10 protein-coding genes are annotated in these 16,749 nt (G+C 43.8%); all 10 read left to right on the top strand.

All coding sequences use genetic code 11. The features are described from left to right. The first annotated feature begins 268 nt into the window (after window positions 1–268). The 10 genes from ACR63T_RS07430 to ACR63T_RS07385 all read left to right on the top strand — a co-directional run bounded on the left by ACR63T_RS07430 (window position 269) and on the right by ACR63T_RS07385 (window position 16,727). On the top strand, window positions 269–1,564 hold the full coding sequence (locus ACR63T_RS07430; RefSeq protein WP_472783566.1) for an NCS2 family permease: 1,296 nt from the start codon (window positions 269–271) through the stop codon (window positions 1,562–1,564). 907 nt (window positions 1,565–2,471) lie between these two features. Continuing rightward, on the top strand, window positions 2,472–3,398 hold the full coding sequence (locus ACR63T_RS07425; protein ID WP_472783565.1) for an IS30 family transposase: 927 nt from the start codon (window positions 2,472–2,474) through the stop codon (window positions 3,396–3,398). Between the two features lie 56 nt (window positions 3,399–3,454). Further along, window positions 3,455–6,715 carry a bifunctional proline dehydrogenase/L-glutamate gamma-semialdehyde dehydrogenase PutA gene (gene putA / locus ACR63T_RS07420; RefSeq protein WP_472783564.1) on the top strand — a complete coding sequence of 1,087 codons (3,261 nt, stop codon included), beginning with the start codon at window positions 3,455–3,457 and terminating at the stop codon, window positions 6,713–6,715. 13 nt (window positions 6,716–6,728) lie between these two features. Continuing rightward, window positions 6,729–7,418 (top strand): 1-pyrroline-5-carboxylate dehydrogenase, encoded by a 690-nt coding sequence (locus tag ACR63T_RS07415; RefSeq protein ID WP_472783563.1) that lies wholly within the window; start codon window positions 6,729–6,731, stop codon window positions 7,416–7,418. Between the two features lie 658 nt (window positions 7,419–8,076). Beyond that, a complete protein-coding gene (locus ACR63T_RS07410) occupies window positions 8,077–9,732 on the top strand; it encodes a xanthine dehydrogenase small subunit (protein ID WP_472783562.1) in 1,656 nt (551 codons plus the stop codon). Window positions 9,733–9,874: 142 nt separating this feature from the next. Continuing rightward, window positions 9,875–12,457 (top strand): xanthine dehydrogenase molybdopterin binding subunit, encoded by a 2,583-nt coding sequence (gene xdhB, locus ACR63T_RS07405; RefSeq protein WP_472783561.1) that lies wholly within the window; start codon window positions 9,875–9,877, stop codon window positions 12,455–12,457. Window positions 12,458–12,461: 4 nt separating this feature from the next. After that, on the top strand, window positions 12,462–13,451 hold the full coding sequence (locus ACR63T_RS07400; protein WP_472783560.1) for an XdhC family protein: 990 nt from the start codon (window positions 12,462–12,464) through the stop codon (window positions 13,449–13,451). 186 nt (window positions 13,452–13,637) lie between these two features. After that, a complete protein-coding gene (guaD, locus tag ACR63T_RS07395; RefSeq protein WP_472783559.1) occupies window positions 13,638–15,041 on the top strand; it encodes a guanine deaminase in 1,404 nt (467 codons plus the stop codon). Between the two features lie 230 nt (window positions 15,042–15,271). Continuing rightward, on the top strand, window positions 15,272–16,276 hold the full coding sequence (locus tag ACR63T_RS07390) for an alpha/beta fold hydrolase (protein ID WP_472783558.1): 1,005 nt from the start codon (window positions 15,272–15,274) through the stop codon (window positions 16,274–16,276). A gap of 133 nt (window positions 16,277–16,409) precedes the next feature. Further along, a complete protein-coding gene (locus ACR63T_RS07385) occupies window positions 16,410–16,727 on the top strand; it encodes a hypothetical protein (RefSeq protein WP_472783557.1) in 318 nt (105 codons plus the stop codon). Window positions 16,728–16,749: the final 22 nt, after the last annotated feature.

The raw sequence follows: 16,749 nt of genomic DNA, 5'->3' as shown, positions 1-16,749 counted from the left end.
CGAGACTCCTAACGATGCTAGCAAGTAATCTTAACCCCTTAGAATGACTAAACTAGATAAGCTTCTTCTCGTATCGCTTAAAAACCATTCTATACAGGATCATGTGTCAACGACATGATCAAACAATCAAATATGTCCTAACAAATACTATTGAGCTATAAATGCTTTTTTGGTGTTTATGGTGTTTTTAGTTTATTAACTGATAACTGACCTGTTTGGAACGCAAATTGGAAGCGGTACTTAATGAACGCAATTGGGAAGCGATACTATGAATGCTATTGAGAAATATTTTGGAATCAACGGTGATAACACCACCATCAAGACAGAGATTCTCGCAGGTGTAACCACGTTTTTGACGATGGCTTACATCATTTTTGTCAACCCTAACGTATTAGCAGACGCTGGTATGGATAAAGGCGCGGTGTTTGTAGCTACTTGTCTAGCTGCAGCAATCGGCTGTTTTATTATGGGGCTCTATGCCCGCCTGCCAGTAGCACTAGCGCCTGGTATGGGTCTTAACGCCTTTTTTACTTATGGCGTAGTGCTGGGCATGGGCTATCCTTGGCAAACCGCACTAGGTGCGGTATTTTTGTCGGGTTGTATCTTTATACTGTTAAGCTTGTTTAAGATTCGTGAAATTATTATTAATTCTATTCCGAACTCTTTAAAGCAAGGGGTAGTCGCAGGTATCGGTGCTTTTTTAGCTTTTATTGCGCTGCAAACCTCAGGGGTGATCGTCAATAATGATGCCACCTTAGTAGGCTTAGGTGATATGACCACCTTTGGTCCCGCAATGGCCGCTTTAGGCTTTATCGTTATTGTTGGTCTATCTTATAAAAAAGTGCCAGGCGCGGTGACTATCGGTATTTTATTAGTGGCTTTGATTAGCTTGCTTACTGGTAATACCCAGTTTACAGGATTTATATCTACGCCTCCATCTATCGCGCCAACACTCATGCAACTTGATATTGCTGGTGCGTTTGATGTTGGTATGATCAGTGTTATCTTTGCTTTTTTGTTCGTTGATTTATTTGATACCGCAGGTACTTTGATTGCAACGACTAAGCAGGCAGGTCTAGTCAAGGAAGATGGTAAAATACCTAATATGGGTAAAGCCTTACTAGCAGATTCAACAGCGACGGTAGCAGGGACGCTCTTAGGTACTTCATCAACGACCAGTTTTGTTGAAAGTGTATCAGGTATTGCTGCAGGGGGTCGTACGGGTCTAGTGGCGGTAACTGTCGGTGTATTATTTCTGCTAAGTATGTTCTTCGCTCCGCTTGCTGGTATGATTCCCGCTTATGCTACTGGCGGCGCGATCTTTTATGTTGCCGTGCTTATGCTGGCTACTCTAAAAGAGGTCGATTGGTTTGACTTGACGGAGGCGGCTCCAGTCGTTGTAGTCTTGCTATTTACACCACTAACTTACTCTATTGCCGATGGTATTGCTCTAGGGTTTATTACCTTTACTGCAGTAAAAGCGTTGACAGGGAAGTTCTCTGAAATTGGTATTCCAGTGTTATTACTGACCATCGTATTACTAGCGAAAATTATATTTGTCTAACCTTTAAACGACTAGGTCTATTAAGTGACTAATCCTATTAAGTGACTAATCCTATTAAGTGATTAGGCCTCTAAATAACTAGGTAAAAGTATTTAAGCTAACAATAGCTTTAACAATCTCTCTATCTTCACGATAGGGAGATTTTTTTAGATAAGATTCAATGGATAAGAACAAAGTAAAATGTTGATAACTCTAACGTTTTAAATGTGCAAGCATGAACATAATTCGTTTATAAAGGTGATAACAACTTTATTCTTTAAAAAATTATTGATAAGCCTAAAATAATTCGATTAAACTGACCAAATGGTCAGGTTTTATTGGCGCTATCTCGTTGTTTTTAAAGTTATAAATTTATTGATTTAAATAGTTTTTAGCGTTGGTTTGAGCGCTTTTTTCATGATATTATATCCGAGTTAAGCGCATCACCTCAATCAACGCCGTAGAGGTTTTTCTTACAGTGAATCCATCCAAGATTATAATATTTGTTGAAGCAATAGCTAAATAAGCAAAAATTCATAATCGCACTCCTTTCACTACAAACAAGAAGAAGGCACTAATGCCGCTTAATTTTATAGTTGCCTTTGTATTGTTAATGTAGCCCGTATAACACTTGACGACCTACTTAACCGTCTCTAGCTTTGGCTGGATGCTCGTTTTGTGATAACGCTGTCTGATTTTTACTTACTAGATTTTGCTTACCTGATTTTAATCAACAGGTTTTGACACCTATTTAGCGATAGGTTTTTTAGTCAATTGGCATATAAGAGTTATGCTAAAAAATCTATCAGCGCTATTTATTATGACTTAGATTAACACATGAAGTGCAATATCAAATGCGAGGTGAAAAAAAGACCTAGATGCGCTAGCATCAAAGTCTTTATCCACCGACCAAAGTGAGATTGCAACCATGAACTATACACATCTAAGCCTAGGAGAACGATACCAGATTTATGCCCTTATAGGGGCAGAACATAGTATTAAATTTATAGCTGACACATTAGGAAGAAGTCCTAGCACCATATCAAGAGAGATCAGACGCAATAAAAGCCTTCGAGGTTACCGAGCTAATCATGCTAATAACAAGGCTTGTGACAGACGCTCTAACAATGCTTTCACTATCATCGCTGATGTATGGGATTGGGTCACAGACAAGCTAAAAGACAGCTGGAGTCCTGAACAAATAGCCGGAGTTCATGGTGGTATTAGTCACATGAGCATCTATCGCTATATCTGGAGGGACAAGAGACAAGGCGGCAGGTTATGGCAGTATCTCAGACGCAAAGCCAAACCTTACCGTAAGCGACTAACGGCTGAGACCCGAGGCCGTATCAACGACAGAGTCTCGATTCATGAGCGCCCTTGTATTGTGGAAGAACGATCACGTATTGGTGACTGGGAAGCGGATACCGTTATCGGTCAGCATCACAAGCAAGCGATTGTAACGCTCGTTGAACGTAAAACAGGACTGCTTAAAATGAAGCGTGTGGGTCATAAAACGGCACAGCAAGTATCAGAGGCAATGATAGGTATCCTAAAGCCAGTGAAGTTACAGGTTAAGACCATTACCTCTGACAATGGTAAAGAGTTTGCTCAGCATAAGAAGGTGAAACAAAAGCTCTTTAGCGCTTTCTTCTTTGCCGATGCTTATGCGTCATGGCAGCGAGGAACCAACGAGAATACTAACGGCTTAATCAGAGAGTTCTTGCCTAAGGGTTGTGACTTTAGACAAGTCTCTGATAATGAGATACAGGACATTGAGAATAAACTAAACAACAGACCAAGAAAACGCTTAGGGTTTAAAACGCCTATGCAGGCGTTCTATAATATTAATTAGCGTTGCACTTGGTGTGTTAATCTAAGTGATCTTTAAACGATAGTTATGGAGTTGGTATGAACCCAGTAGATAAATTTACCCCAAAAGAGCCTATTTTATTTAGCCCAGCGGCCATGCTTGAGCCTGAGTACATCACTCTACCAACGGCTGAGTTGTATGCGCGTATCTCGCCTTTGTATAGTGTTGATGAGGAGCGTTGGTTATCTAAGCTGCTGCCACTAGCAAAGCCTAGTGATGAGGAGCGAGAAGCCTCAGCCGAGCAAACACGCAAATTGGTTGAGTATGTGCGTAATGATGGCAAAGCGATCAAAATGGTCGACTCACTACTCTTAGAGTATAGCCTAGATACTCAAGAGGGTATCTTGCTGATGAGTTTGGCCGAAGCTTTGATTCGTGTACCAGATAACTACACGGCTGATGCGCTTATTCGCGACAAAATGAGCGTGGCGGACTGGAAAAAGCATCTCAAAGACGACAACGGAATGGTGGTTAATGCGTCAACATGGGGTCTGATGATGACAGGTCGCGTGGTAAGCATCGACAACGGTACGACAGCGGCTGGGTTCTTGGATCGGATGACCAAAAAGATGGGTGAGCCAATGATTCGGGCGGCAATGCAAAAAGCCATGCGTATTATGGGTCATCAGTTCGTATTGGGTGAGACCATTGAGGATGCCAATAAAAACAGTAAAGTGTATCGCGATAAAGGCTATACCTACTCATTTGACATGTTGGGTGAGGCGGCAATCACCAATCATGATGCCGAAAAATATTTCAATGATTATCTGCATGCGATAAAAGCGACTGCTAATGTCAAAGTCAAAGAGGGTATGCCTAAGCCTTCGGTTTCTATTAAGTTATCAGCACTGCATCCACGCTATGAGGCGACTCAAGAAGCGCAAGTGATGGGTCTATTGCGTCAGCGCTGTATGCTACTGATTGAAGCGGCACGAGAGGTCAATGTTGATCTGAGCGTCGATGCTGAGGAAGCAGATCGCTTGGAGATTTCATTAAAGTTATTTGAATCGCTATATCGTGATCCGTTAACCGCAGGTTGGGATGGGTTAGGTATCGTTGTCCAAGGCTACTCAAAGCGTGCCATTGCTATATTTGCATGGCTTGCTAGCTTATCTAGTGATGTTGGTGATCGCATCCCTATACGTCTGGTTAAGGGTGCTTATTGGGATACCGAGATCAAGCTTGCTCAGCAGCGTGGTCTGTCAGGCTATCCAGTATGGACACGTAAAGAGGGTACAGATACCGCTTATTTGGCATGTGCTCGCTTTTTATTATCAGAGCATCTGCGGGGTCTTATTTGGCCACAATTCGCCACTCATAATGCGCATACTTTAGCGACGGTTATGACGATGAGCGCCCATCGCGATTTTGAGTTTCAGCGTTTGCATGGCATGGGTGACGCGCTATATGACCATATCTTACACGCTTATAATATCCCAGTCCGTATCTATGCTCCTGTTGGTGCCCATAAAGACTTGCTGCCTTATTTAGTCAGACGTTTACTTGAGAATGGTGCGAACAGCTCGTTTGTTCATCAGCTGTTAGATAAGTCTTATCCTATCGACAAATTAGTCGTGCATCCGTATGACAAATTGCTTACCAATGCAAGTTTGCATAATCCAGATATTCCTCTGCCACTGGATATCTATGGCGATCGTCGTGCCAGCTTTGGACCCAATATCTTTATTGATTCGCAGTGGACGCCATTCAAAGCCGCTATCGATGAGCAGCTCCAAAAGACGTGGTCAGCCACGCCTATTATCGACGGACAGGCTATCAGCAGTTATGAGAGTAATGGCGAGCAGCACAAGCTTGAGAACCATAGCATCCGTGCCCCTTGGAACCATGAAGTAGCTGTAGGCGAAGTGCACTATGCTAACGCGGATCTAGCGCGTCAAGCTATTGATGCTGCCGTAGCAGGTCAAGCTGAGTGGCAAGCAGTACCAGCTAGTAGACGCGCTGAGATACTACGTAAAACCGCTGATTTGTTTGAAGAGAATTACGCTGAATTTATGGCTCTATGTCAGGCTGAAGCGGGCAAAACCACCCAAGATAGTATCGATGAGATTAAAGAAGCGGTTGATTTCTGTCGCTTTTATGCCGATGAGGCTGAGCGCTTAGACGCTCAAGTAACAGAGATTAGCAATCTATCTGGTAAGTTAATGCGTCAAGTTTATAAGGCGCGCGGTACTTTTGTTTGTATTAGCCCTTGGAACTTTCCATTAGCGATATATACGGGTCAAATCGTTGCAGCGCTTGCTGCTGGTAATACTGTCGTTGCCAAGCCTGCTGAGCAGACTAGCCTGATTGCGCATTTTGGTGCGCAGCTTATGTACCAAGCAGGCGTGCCAGCCAGTGCACTACAATTTGTCACTGGTGCAGGAGAAGTAGGCGCGGCATTGACTAAAGCGGACAATCTGGCGGGCGTTATCTTTACAGGCTCAACCCAAACCGCTCAGCGCATCAACCAAAGCTTGAATAGTCATGCGCAAGCCAATGGCGAGCTGCCTGTCTTTATAGCAGAAACAGGTGGTCAAAACGCGATGATCGCTGATTCAACGGCGCTCCCTGAGCAAGTGATTAGAGATGCTGTATTATCAGCATTTGGATCAGCAGGTCAACGCTGTTCAGCTTGTCGTATCCTTTGTGTCCAAGAAGAGGTCGCTGATGAGCTCATTGAGCTATTGCAAGGTCATATGGCGGAGCTAGTCGTTGGCAACCCAACCCTTATATCGACTGATGTTGGCCCAGTGATTGACGCAGATGCTAAGCGAGGCCTTGAGGCGCATATTGAGCGCATGGAGCGAGAAGTTACTGCGAAGATATTGGGACAAACACCGATGAGCGCCAGCTCAGTGGTGAGCGAAGACCAAGCTACTTTTGTGCTGCCGACCGCCATTGAGGTCAATAGTATCGATGTGATTGGTGGTGAGCACTTTGGGCCGATATTGCATGTATTGCGTTACAAAGCACGTGATTTAGATAAGCTTATCGATGCTATTAATGCGACAGGCTTTGGTTTGACCCTAGGTATTCATAGCCGTATTGAGAATGTCACTGAACATATCGAGCGCCGTGCTGTTGTCGGTAATACTTATGTCAATCGTAATCAGATCGGTGCTGTGGTCAATGTACAGCCGTTTGGCGGTTGTGGTTTATCAGGTACTGGTCCTAAAGCGGGTGGCCCACATTATGTGGCGCGTCTGATGCAACTAGTATCTGAACAAACGGTATCTGAGCAGGCCGTTACCAGCGCTACTGAGCACACTCAATCATCAACTTCTGCAGAGCAGGCATAAAGGAGCTAGCAAAATGGCAACTGAATTTAAAAAAGATCATGGCCAAGTTTGTGAAGCTTGGCGACTACTTGGCGCAACCAATCGCGTCGCTTATCTAGAAGCTGCTGTTGCTAAGTTGGCACTGCTTACAGGCGACACCAAAAAAGCCCGTACCTTATTCACTCATTTATTAAGGTTTGCTCCTAAGCTTGATCAAGTGCATCACATGACAGGTGCAACGGGTGAATCTAATGAGCTATATGTGACCGCTCGTGGCAAAACGATGGTTATCGGTGATGAGTCTGCAAAAGCGTTAGCCGTATTAGGTCAGCTCATTGCGGCATTGCTGACAGGTAATGAGGTAGTACTGCATTGTCCAAGCCAAGATGAGATGTGCATTGAGGCGGTAAAAGCGCTTTATGAGGCGGGTATTAGTGAAGACGTTATTAGCATCGCTAATGACTCACAGCTAGTAACTTTGCTGCATATGGAGCGTCTAGCACAAGTTGCGGTAGCAGGTAGCGTAAGCGAGGTGCAGGCTGTTAGCCAAGAGCTTGCTAATTCAGACGGTATCTTAACGCAAGTTATTGCGGTCACTGACATGGACGGTTTAGCAGATATGCTAACTCCTGATTACCTCTATCGGTTTGTCACTGAGCGTGTTAGAACGATCAATACAACAGCCATCGGTGGTAATGCTACTTTGCTTGAGTTGGGTACTTAAGGTTAGATATTCATTCGTTTTTATCCTTTGAACAGTATTCATTATAAGATAAATTAAGGCCAGCGCTCAGTTATAAGGATTTCAGAATTCTTAATAATTAGGCGTTGGTTTTTTTATGCCAGTAATACGTAATGTTATCGATATCACTTTTCTCTGACTATATTATCTAAACATGAGTGAAAAGCTAAAGTCATTTTAAGCATATAAAATAATATTTTATTAAAATTAACCCTTTGATTTGTGCAAAAATAATTGACTCATTTAAAATGAAGTGCTATAAATATTACCTATCTCCTCTGATAAGGATATCTTTGAGATGTCTCTTATCTTATTTAAAATCTTATGCATACTATATAGTGGACGACCTCCGCCTTTAGCTATCAAAGTTCTACTACCTTCGAACTGAAGGAAACAGGACTGTAAAGTAACCCTATTGAATATCATTATTTATATCTATTTAGATATAACTAGTCATGTGCGGGATTTATTGAACGGATAGCTAGAAGCCTTGTTACTAGAATTTTAGTTAGGCGCACTACATACCATCAAGCTACCCTCCAAAAATCAGCTACTAGCATTTAGTACTGAAATATCAATAAATACTCACACTAGCTGACATTAATGATGACCCCATTAATCTGAACAGCCGAGTATTGCTATGATTACTTTTTATTTAAACGGACAACCTCACGAGATAAGCCAGCTTAACCCCAACACTACGGTACTTGAGTATCTACGTCTGCACGCGCGTCAGATGGATACTAAAGAAGGCTGTGGTAGCGGTGACTGCGGTGCTTGTACCGTGATGGCGCAGCGCTTATCTACCAGCGCAGAGACCCCTGTCGATAGCGCTCCTTTTTATACCCTCAACGCTTGTATCACCTTACTGTCGCTGATGGATAATCATCATATAATGACCGCAGCTTACTTAGCGGACAACCCAGAAAACCATCCCGAACGTGCCTTACTGCATCCCGCTCAGCAAGCTATGGTCGATTGTCACGGCTCGCAGTGCGGATTTTGTACGCCAGGGTTTATCATGTCATTAGCTAGCGTTTATGAGAATAAGCGTATGCAAGATACCAAGACTGATGAGCTAAGCGTTAATGAACTAAGCTACGATGAGATTGTCGCTTCGATAGCAGGTAATCTATGCCGCTGTACGGGTTACCGACCTATTATAGAAGCTGGCTTGTCGATGCAAAAGATCGCACAAAAGCGAGCAGAGGATCAGGTCAGTGCCAAAGACTTAGCCGTGACGCTAGCGACAGATGCTATGGCAACGTCTAAGAGCAATGATGCTTCGGCAAATACTAATGATAATAAGCAAACCATCGCACCAGCGCTCATCGAAGGCGCGCGTCAATTATTCATTCCTCAATCGACCGACGAGCTTGATCAGCTATTAGCCTTCTATCCAAAAGCGACTATTTGGGCGGGTGGCACTGATTTGGGCTTAAGCGTCACCCAAAACTTAGTGGATCATGAGGTTATCATTCAACTAGCTGCTATCGAGTCTTTGAAGTCTTGGTCAGTAGTTGATGCTGATAGCCAGTCCAATAGTGCAACAACAAAAGCGACAACTCAGGATGCTACTCAGACACTGATATTTGGTGCAGGCATGAGCTACAAAGGCATGCTGCCAGCATTAGAGCAGTATTTTCCAGAATTTGCTGATTTATTTGAGCGTATTGCCTCGCCGCAGATTCGCAACATGGGCACTATCGGTGGTAACGTCGCTAATGCGTCACCGATTGGCGATCTGCCGCCGATTCTACTGGCGTTGGACGCGAGTATTCACATACGTCATTGTGATGGCAATAATGATGAAATTGACAATAGCGATCAACCCTTCGTCGATGAAACCTTGCCTTTATCTGAGTTCTTCTTGGATTATAAAAAGACGAAGCTACGTGCAGGTAGTTATGTCGTAGCTATTCATATTCCACTTATGCAAGACAATCAGCATCTATTTATTCATAAAATAAGCAAGCGCTTCGAGGATGACATCTCAGCCTGCTTAGTGGCTGTGCGCTTGGATTTATCAGCTGATAGCACGACTATTGATGACGTAAAGATCGGGCTAGGCGGTATGGCAGCAGTGCCTTTATTGGTTGAGAATTGTCAGCAAGCGCTTATCGGTCAGCCGTTCACAATAGCTAGCTTTGAGCAAGCAGCAAAGGCATTACCACTAGATGTCTCACCTATGACTGATGTACGTGCCAGCCGTGAGTATCGCTTGCATGTGGTGCAGCGTTTATTAATTAAGTGTGGTAAACAGCTAATAAAGGGCGCTCAAACTGAGGGTGCTTAGCGAGATGTCGTTGGGCTTAGAAAATAGAGTTTATCAAATTTTCAAGACTACTTAACTGCATTTTACCAAAACTATTTTTGCCTTGATTCGTCATTAATATAGACGCTGACTACAGGCAACAACAGATAAAAAGAGAACTATTATGAGCCATCATTCATCCCTTTTTGACAGCTACAGTATTCGACGCGAGCGTCCACCAAAAAGCAAAATTGGCACAGGCGCTAAGCATGATAGCGCCATCAGCCATGTTATGGGCACCGCTACTTATGTAGACGATATGCTAAAACCACAAGATACTCTGCATTTGGCTATTGGCAAGAGCGCTCATGCGCATGCTCGTGTGCTGAACATGGATCTTAGCGCGGTGAGATCAGCTGATGGGGTAGTCGATGTGATTACTTTTGCAGACTTGCCTGCCAAGACCGATATCGGTCCTGTATTCGACGGTGATCCGTTGATGGTCGATAAAGTTGCAGAATATGTCGGTCAAACCCTGTTTGCAGTGGTAGCTACTAGCCATCGCGCTGCTAAAAAAGCAACGCTAAAAGCAGTAGTAGAGTATGAGCCGTTACCTGCCGTTCTAACCATTGAGCAGGCACTCGAGCAAGAGAAGTTCGTGCGTCCTAGTCACTTTATGCAGCGCGGTGATGCGCAAACTGAACTTGCGAGTGCGCCTACTCGCATTCAGGGCTATAACCATATGCTAGGCCAAGAGCATTTCTATCTGGAAGGTCAAGTGTCTTATGTCGTGCCGTGTGATGATGGCGGGCTGGAGGTCTATACCTCGTCTCAGCATCCTAGTGAAGTACAGCAGCTGGTCGCTGAAGTAGTGGATTTACCATTTCATGCAGTGACTACCATTGTACGGCGAATGGGTGGCGGCTTTGGTGGTAAAGAGACGCAAGCAGCCGCATGGGCTTGTATGTGCGGCATCGTTGCCAAGCGCCAAAACGTGCCTGTGAGCATGCGTCTCGATCGTCAAGATGACATGGTAGTGACAGGTAAACGTCACGAGTTCGCCAACCGCTATGACGTCGGTGTCAATGATGCTGGTCAAATACTCGGGGTCGATATGCAGTTGTCTGGGCTGTGTGGCTATTCACCCGATCTATCTGATGCTATCGTGGATCGTGCGATGTTCCATTGCGACAACGGCTATTTTTATCCAGCCGCTAAAATCGCAGGCCATCGCTGCTTTACAAATACCGTATCGAACACCGCCTATCGCGGCTTTGGTGGTCCACAAGGATTGCTCACTGCTGAATATATGATGGATCATATCGCTTATACGCTAGGCAAAGACCCGCTAGAAGTACGGATGAATAACCTTTATCAAAACGGTCAAAGTACTCACTATGGGCAACCGATTGAGCACTTTGATTTAGCGACTATCATAAATACCTTAGCCGATGACTGTGACTATAAGGAGCGCCGCGAAAACGTTATAGCGTTCAATAAAAAAGCAGAAGCTGAAGATACTGATAAGCGTCGAGGACTAGCGCTAACGCCTGTCAAATTTGGCATCTCATTTACCGTACAGCATCTCAACCAAGCTGGTGCATTAGTACATATCTATACTGATGGTACGATTCAGATCAATCATGGCGGTACTGAAATGGGGCAGGGTCTGTATATCAAGATTGCCCAGATTGTCGCTAACGAATTCGATGTTGATTTGGACACGGTAAAGGCCACCGCCACGCGTACGGATAAAGTGCCAAACACCTCACCAACGGCAGCTTCATCAGGTACCGATATCAATGGTAAAGCGGCGCAAAATGCTTGTATTACTATCAAAGAGCGTTTGGTTGAATTTGTTGCTGAGCATTTTGAGGTCGCAGGCGATGATATTACCTTTGAAAATAATCACGTGCATATCGCTGATAAAGAAGTACTCACCTTTGCTGATTTAGTGCTATTAGCTTATCAACATCGGGTCAGCCTATCATCTACTGGCTACTATAAAACACCAAAGATCTTCTATGATCGCTCAAAAGCTTGGGGTCGCCCGTTCTTCTATTATGCCTTGGGAGCGTCGTGTTCTGAGGTTGAGATTGATACCTTGACCGGTGAATACAAGGTACTGCGCTGTGACATCTTGCATGATGTTGGCCAGTCGATTAATCCTGCTATTGATATTGGTCAGATTGAAGGCGGCTTTGTACAAGGTATGGGCTGGCTTACGACTGAAGAGCTTATTTGGGATGACAAAGGCAAGCTGGCCTCGAACGCTGCGGCTAACTATAAAATACCTACCGCTCATGATCTGCCTAAGCACTGGAACGTCAAGCTATTCGATCGCAAAAACGAAGAGCAGACTATTTATAACTCCAAAGCAGTGGGCGAGCCGCCGTTTATGTTAGCCGCTAGTGTCTGGTGCGCTATCAATAATGCAGTTGCCAGTATGGCAGATTATAAGAAAAATCCTGAGCTGACAATGCCTGCTACGCCAGAGGCCGTGCTAAAGGCCGTTATGCGTCTGCAAGGCGAGGCGTGGGAGATTTCAACCGATATCAATACTGATGCGATCGAGAGCTTAAAGCATAATAGTGACTGTACTAGCGCGGTTGATGGTATTGATGATGATAAGGTTGAGCCGCTAGAGGTGTCGCATAGCGAAAACATTGATGCGCCAAAGGTTGAAGGTCAGCTACATGATGATCAGCCTGAGCACATAAAAAACCCTAATGTATCCGTCGGTCGAGGTCCTGCTCACAGTGAGTGATCTATTGTTAAAGCCTACGCCAGTTGCGTCATCAGCAACCGCTCAAGCACCTAAACGCTGGTATGACGGACTAGCACAGTATCAGCAGCAGGGGGCCCAGCATGTATTGGCGACCGTCGTTGCGGTCAATGGCTCAGCGCCGCGCGCGCTACAAGCTAAGATGATCGTGACGCCAGATACGATATGTGACACGCTCGGTGGCGGTGGCCTTGAGCATGATGTCATAAATACAGCACGGCAATTGCTCAAGGGTGAAATCGATACTCAGGTGGCGACAAACTCGAAACGATCAGCAGAAGATAAGTCTGAAAAGGCCAAATTGATACGACGTAATGCTGTTTATACCAAGCATTACCCGCTCGGTGCTAAGCTAGCGCAGTGCTGCGGCGGTAGTGTCACCGTTATGTTTGAGTGCTTTAACGTGACGCCACCTCTGTCTATTTTAGTATTTGGGGCAGGACATGTAGCGTCAGCTTTGATGACGCTGCTGGCAGAATTACCTTGTCAAGTGGACTGGATTGATAGTCGCCCTGAGATGTTTGAGCGCTATTTGTCAGAGGATGATAAAGGCAAAGATAATCAGCGCTCTTATCATCTGCCTGCGCATGTTCGTGTGCATATTGATGAGGAACCTATCGATTTTGTTAGACCGTTTATCAAAAAGCAAGGACAGCGCTTTATTTTAGTGATGACCCATGATCATAGTCTTGACTTTGATCTAGTACGGGAAGCGCTAGACAGCTATATAGCGCTTAGTGTTGATGCTGCTAACAAAGATACGGACTACACAAAAATCGCTATGCCTTATATTGGCTGTATTAGCTCGGCGACTAAAGCCAAGCGTTTTCAAGATCGCCTGCTTCAGCGCGGTTACGATGAGCAGCTGGTGAATCAGATTACCATGCCTATTGGCTTGACGCTTGGTGGCAAAGAGCCGATGGCGGTAGCGGTTTCTATCGCCGCACAAATTTTGCAGCAGTACCATAACTCTTAACTTTAAATTTGTATCAGATTTTACTTTAAAAAAAGTATTGCCAAAACCGTTAGCCAGAATCATTTATCGGCTACATTTAGCAGCTTTGTGTCCGCATTACGCCGAACGATGCTGTTTCAAGGTTTTAATCACTTATTAGACGACTATTAACAACCTTATTTTTACTTATTAAAGTGAGATGTTCTTATGACTATTCATATCTATCAAGCACAACTTTTGCACTATCTTACTGAAGATGATTTGACTCAACGAACGCATTTAGAAAATGGAGCACAAACAACATCATCTGTAGATAAAAGCACCGCATTAAATCCAGTGATTAAAGGCATAACCGTTTATCCTGAATATATTGCAGACGGCGCATTAGTCGTCGATGATGCCACAGGTCTCGTTATAGACTATGGTAGTAGAGAAGCTATGTCAGCTGATCATGCTCATAATCAAGAGGGGCAACAGCCAGTAAAAATTCATGACTGCAAGCACAAGCTTATCATGCCAGGCTTTATCGATACCCATGTGCATTATCCACAAGTCGATATGATCGCCTCTTATGGTGAGCAATTATTGGATTGGCTCAATAATTATACCTTTGTTACCGAAGCTAATTTTGGTGATCCCAAGGTCGCACATGATGCTTCAAAGTTCTTTTTAGATCAGCTATTTGCTAATGGCACAACCAGCGCTATGGTATTTGCCACTAGCCATCCTGAATCGGTTGAAGCGTTTTTTAATGAGAGCGAGCGCCTGAATACCCGTATGATCACCGGTAATGTGTTGATGGACACCAATGCGCCTGAGCATCTGTGCGTACCAACTGAGCAGGGCATCCGTGATAGCCAGAACATCATCGATAAGTGGCACAAGCGCGGTCGTCAGCATGTAGCTATCACGCCACGCTTTGCGATCACCTCGACGCCAAAACAGCTACAAATGACAGGCGAGCTGTACGCCAGTTATGACGATGTCTATCTGCAAACCCATCTAGCCGAAAACCGTGAGGAAGTAGCTTTTGTAAAAGAGCTTTATCCCAATCATAAAGGCTATCTCGATGTGTATGCGGATATGGGCTTATTAGGACGCTATACTACGCTGGCGCATGGTATTTATCTTGAAAGACAGGAGTATGAGATACTTCGGGCAACTGAGACGCAGATTGCGCACTGTCCAACGTCTAATCTTTTTTTAGGCAGTGGACTGTTTGATTTATCCAATACCTTAAGCTATACCGGTGTCAGTATCGCCACTGACGTAGGTGCGGGAACTAGTCTTTCGATGCTAACCACTTTATCAGAGACATACAAAGTTCAGCAACTACAGAACAATCCATTGTCTGCGCATCAAGGTCTGTATCAGATCACTTTAGGCAATGCGCAGTCACTGGTATTAGATGACAAAATCGGTAATTTTATGCCGAATAAAGAAGCCGACTTTGTAGTGATTGATTTAGCTGGAACGGCATTACTTGAGCGGCGTATGAGTCAGACCAAAACCTTGGAAGAGCAGTTATTTGTACTAATGATGCTAGGTGATGATCGGGTAATTGATGAAACGATTATCGCTGGAGTGAGTCGTTATAAGAAGGCCGCTTAAAAATCAAACTGTAGATTGATTTGAGTCTATTCCTACAAAAAAGCCAGGGTCTATTTACTAAGTTTTATACTTAAGGAAATAGGCGCTGGCTTTTTTATATTATAAATATAGTCAACGCAGAAGTAGTAATAAAAATTCATAGCAGTCACGCAATACGCTAATATTTATCTTTTTTATCTAGTATCATCTACAACTGATTGAACTTATTTAAATTATTGAGTGTTGCAACAATGAAAAAACGTTTAGCCAAAATTGTATTGCTAACGGCTGTCGGCACAAGTCTTTTACTTATTGTACCTGTCATAATCTACTGGGCACCGGATCGTAGCGTTGCCGAGCTAAAACAATGGCAACTGCCTAATAGCGAATTTATAACCGTTCAAGGCATGCAAGCACATGTAGTACGCGCTAATAAATGTGCTAGCTATCATGATAGTGCTTCAAAAAGTAATGCGGTTAATACAGAACAGCCAAAAACGATTGTTTTACTGCATGGTACCTCAGCGAGCTTACATACTTGGGAGGGCTGGACAGAAGCGCTTAGCGCTGACTATTGTGTAGTGAGTATGGATTTGCCAGGTTTTGGCTTAACGGGCCCTTATGCTGATAGCTCGACTCGATATACGAGCGCCAATTATGCTTCTTTTGTTATCGAAGTTCTTGATAAGTTAAATTTAGATAGCGTTATTTTAGCGGGTAACTCATTAGGGGGCAAAATAGCTTGGCGAACCGCCGCACTGTATCCTGAGCGAATAGATAAGCTGATATTGGTCGATGCCGTTGGTTATCCTGCGACCCCAAAAAGCATTCCTCTTGGTTTTAAACTGGCAACCTATCCAGCTCTAAGACCTATCTTAGGTCGTATTCTACCTAGAAGTGTCGTCAAAAAAAGTATTTTAAGTGTCTATGCTGATGATAGCAAAGTCGATGACGCGCTCATCGATCGCTACTATGATTTATCTCTGCGTACTGGTAACCGTGGCGCGTTGTCAGCTCGTTTAAATGACTTTGATAATATAGAGGATAGAGAGCAAATTAAGCAATTAGCATTGCCAACATTGATTATGTGGGGCGCGAAAGATGAGCTTATTCCTGTTGAGAATGCTGAGTTCTTTCATCGAGATATAGCTAATAGTCAGTTGCAGATATTTGACAACTTAGGCCATGTGCCACACGAAGAAGACTCATTGGCAACCGTTGCAGTAGTTCAACAATTCTTAATTGATACTAAATAAGTTACAGAGCTTAAGATGTTCAATAAGTTTTATATAGAAACTATTATTGATGGACTTGTCTTTGAGCTGTGGTATTCTCAATGAGAAAACGAGACCAATACTGGTTATCTGAAATTAAAGAAGTGATAATAATATGGCTCTTAATATGTATTACAAAGATGGCATGTTTCGCAAAACACGCTGCCAAATTCCTGATGACTTAGTACCTACTCTTTATCAGGTTCATAACAATCCTAAGTTCCCACAATTAACAGGGCTGATTGATACGCTTTATGATAATCCACAGATTAAGCCTGACATGGCTCGCGCATTAGTTGATGAAATGGTAGCGTTTGAGACCTTAATACTCTCGCTGCATCTACCGTTTCCTAGAGTGCCACTACAAAAAATGCGAAGCTTTTTTGAGTCAGCTTCACAGAAGCAGCAGGTTATTCATACCAGTAGTAATTAAACAAACCCTTCTTGAATCCAAC

The sequence above is a fragment of the Psychrobacter sp. M17(2026) genome (genome assembly GCF_055699815.1).
Note: the sequence above shows the minus strand (reverse complement) of the source record. Positions and strands in the feature narration are given on the sequence as shown.

Coding starts and splice junctions, on each gene's coding strand:
- ACR63T_RS07430 (WP_472783566.1), top strand. CDS start 269: ATGAATGCTATTGAGAAATATTTTGGAATCAACGGTGATAACACCACC.
- ACR63T_RS07425 (WP_472783565.1), top strand. CDS start 2,472: ATGAACTATACACATCTAAGCCTAGGAGAACGATACCAGATTTATGCC.
- putA (WP_472783564.1), top strand. CDS start 3,455: ATGAACCCAGTAGATAAATTTACCCCAAAAGAGCCTATTTTATTTAGC.
- ACR63T_RS07415 (WP_472783563.1), top strand. CDS start 6,729: ATGGCAACTGAATTTAAAAAAGATCATGGCCAAGTTTGTGAAGCTTGG.
- ACR63T_RS07410 (WP_472783562.1), top strand. CDS start 8,077: ATGATTACTTTTTATTTAAACGGACAACCTCACGAGATAAGCCAGCTT.
- xdhB (WP_472783561.1), top strand. CDS start 9,875: ATGAGCCATCATTCATCCCTTTTTGACAGCTACAGTATTCGACGCGAG.
- guaD (WP_472783559.1), top strand. CDS start 13,638: ATGACTATTCATATCTATCAAGCACAACTTTTGCACTATCTTACTGAA.
- ACR63T_RS07390 (WP_472783558.1), top strand. CDS start 15,272: ATGAAAAAACGTTTAGCCAAAATTGTATTGCTAACGGCTGTCGGCACA.
- ACR63T_RS07385 (WP_472783557.1), top strand. CDS start 16,410: ATGGCTCTTAATATGTATTACAAAGATGGCATGTTTCGCAAAACACGC.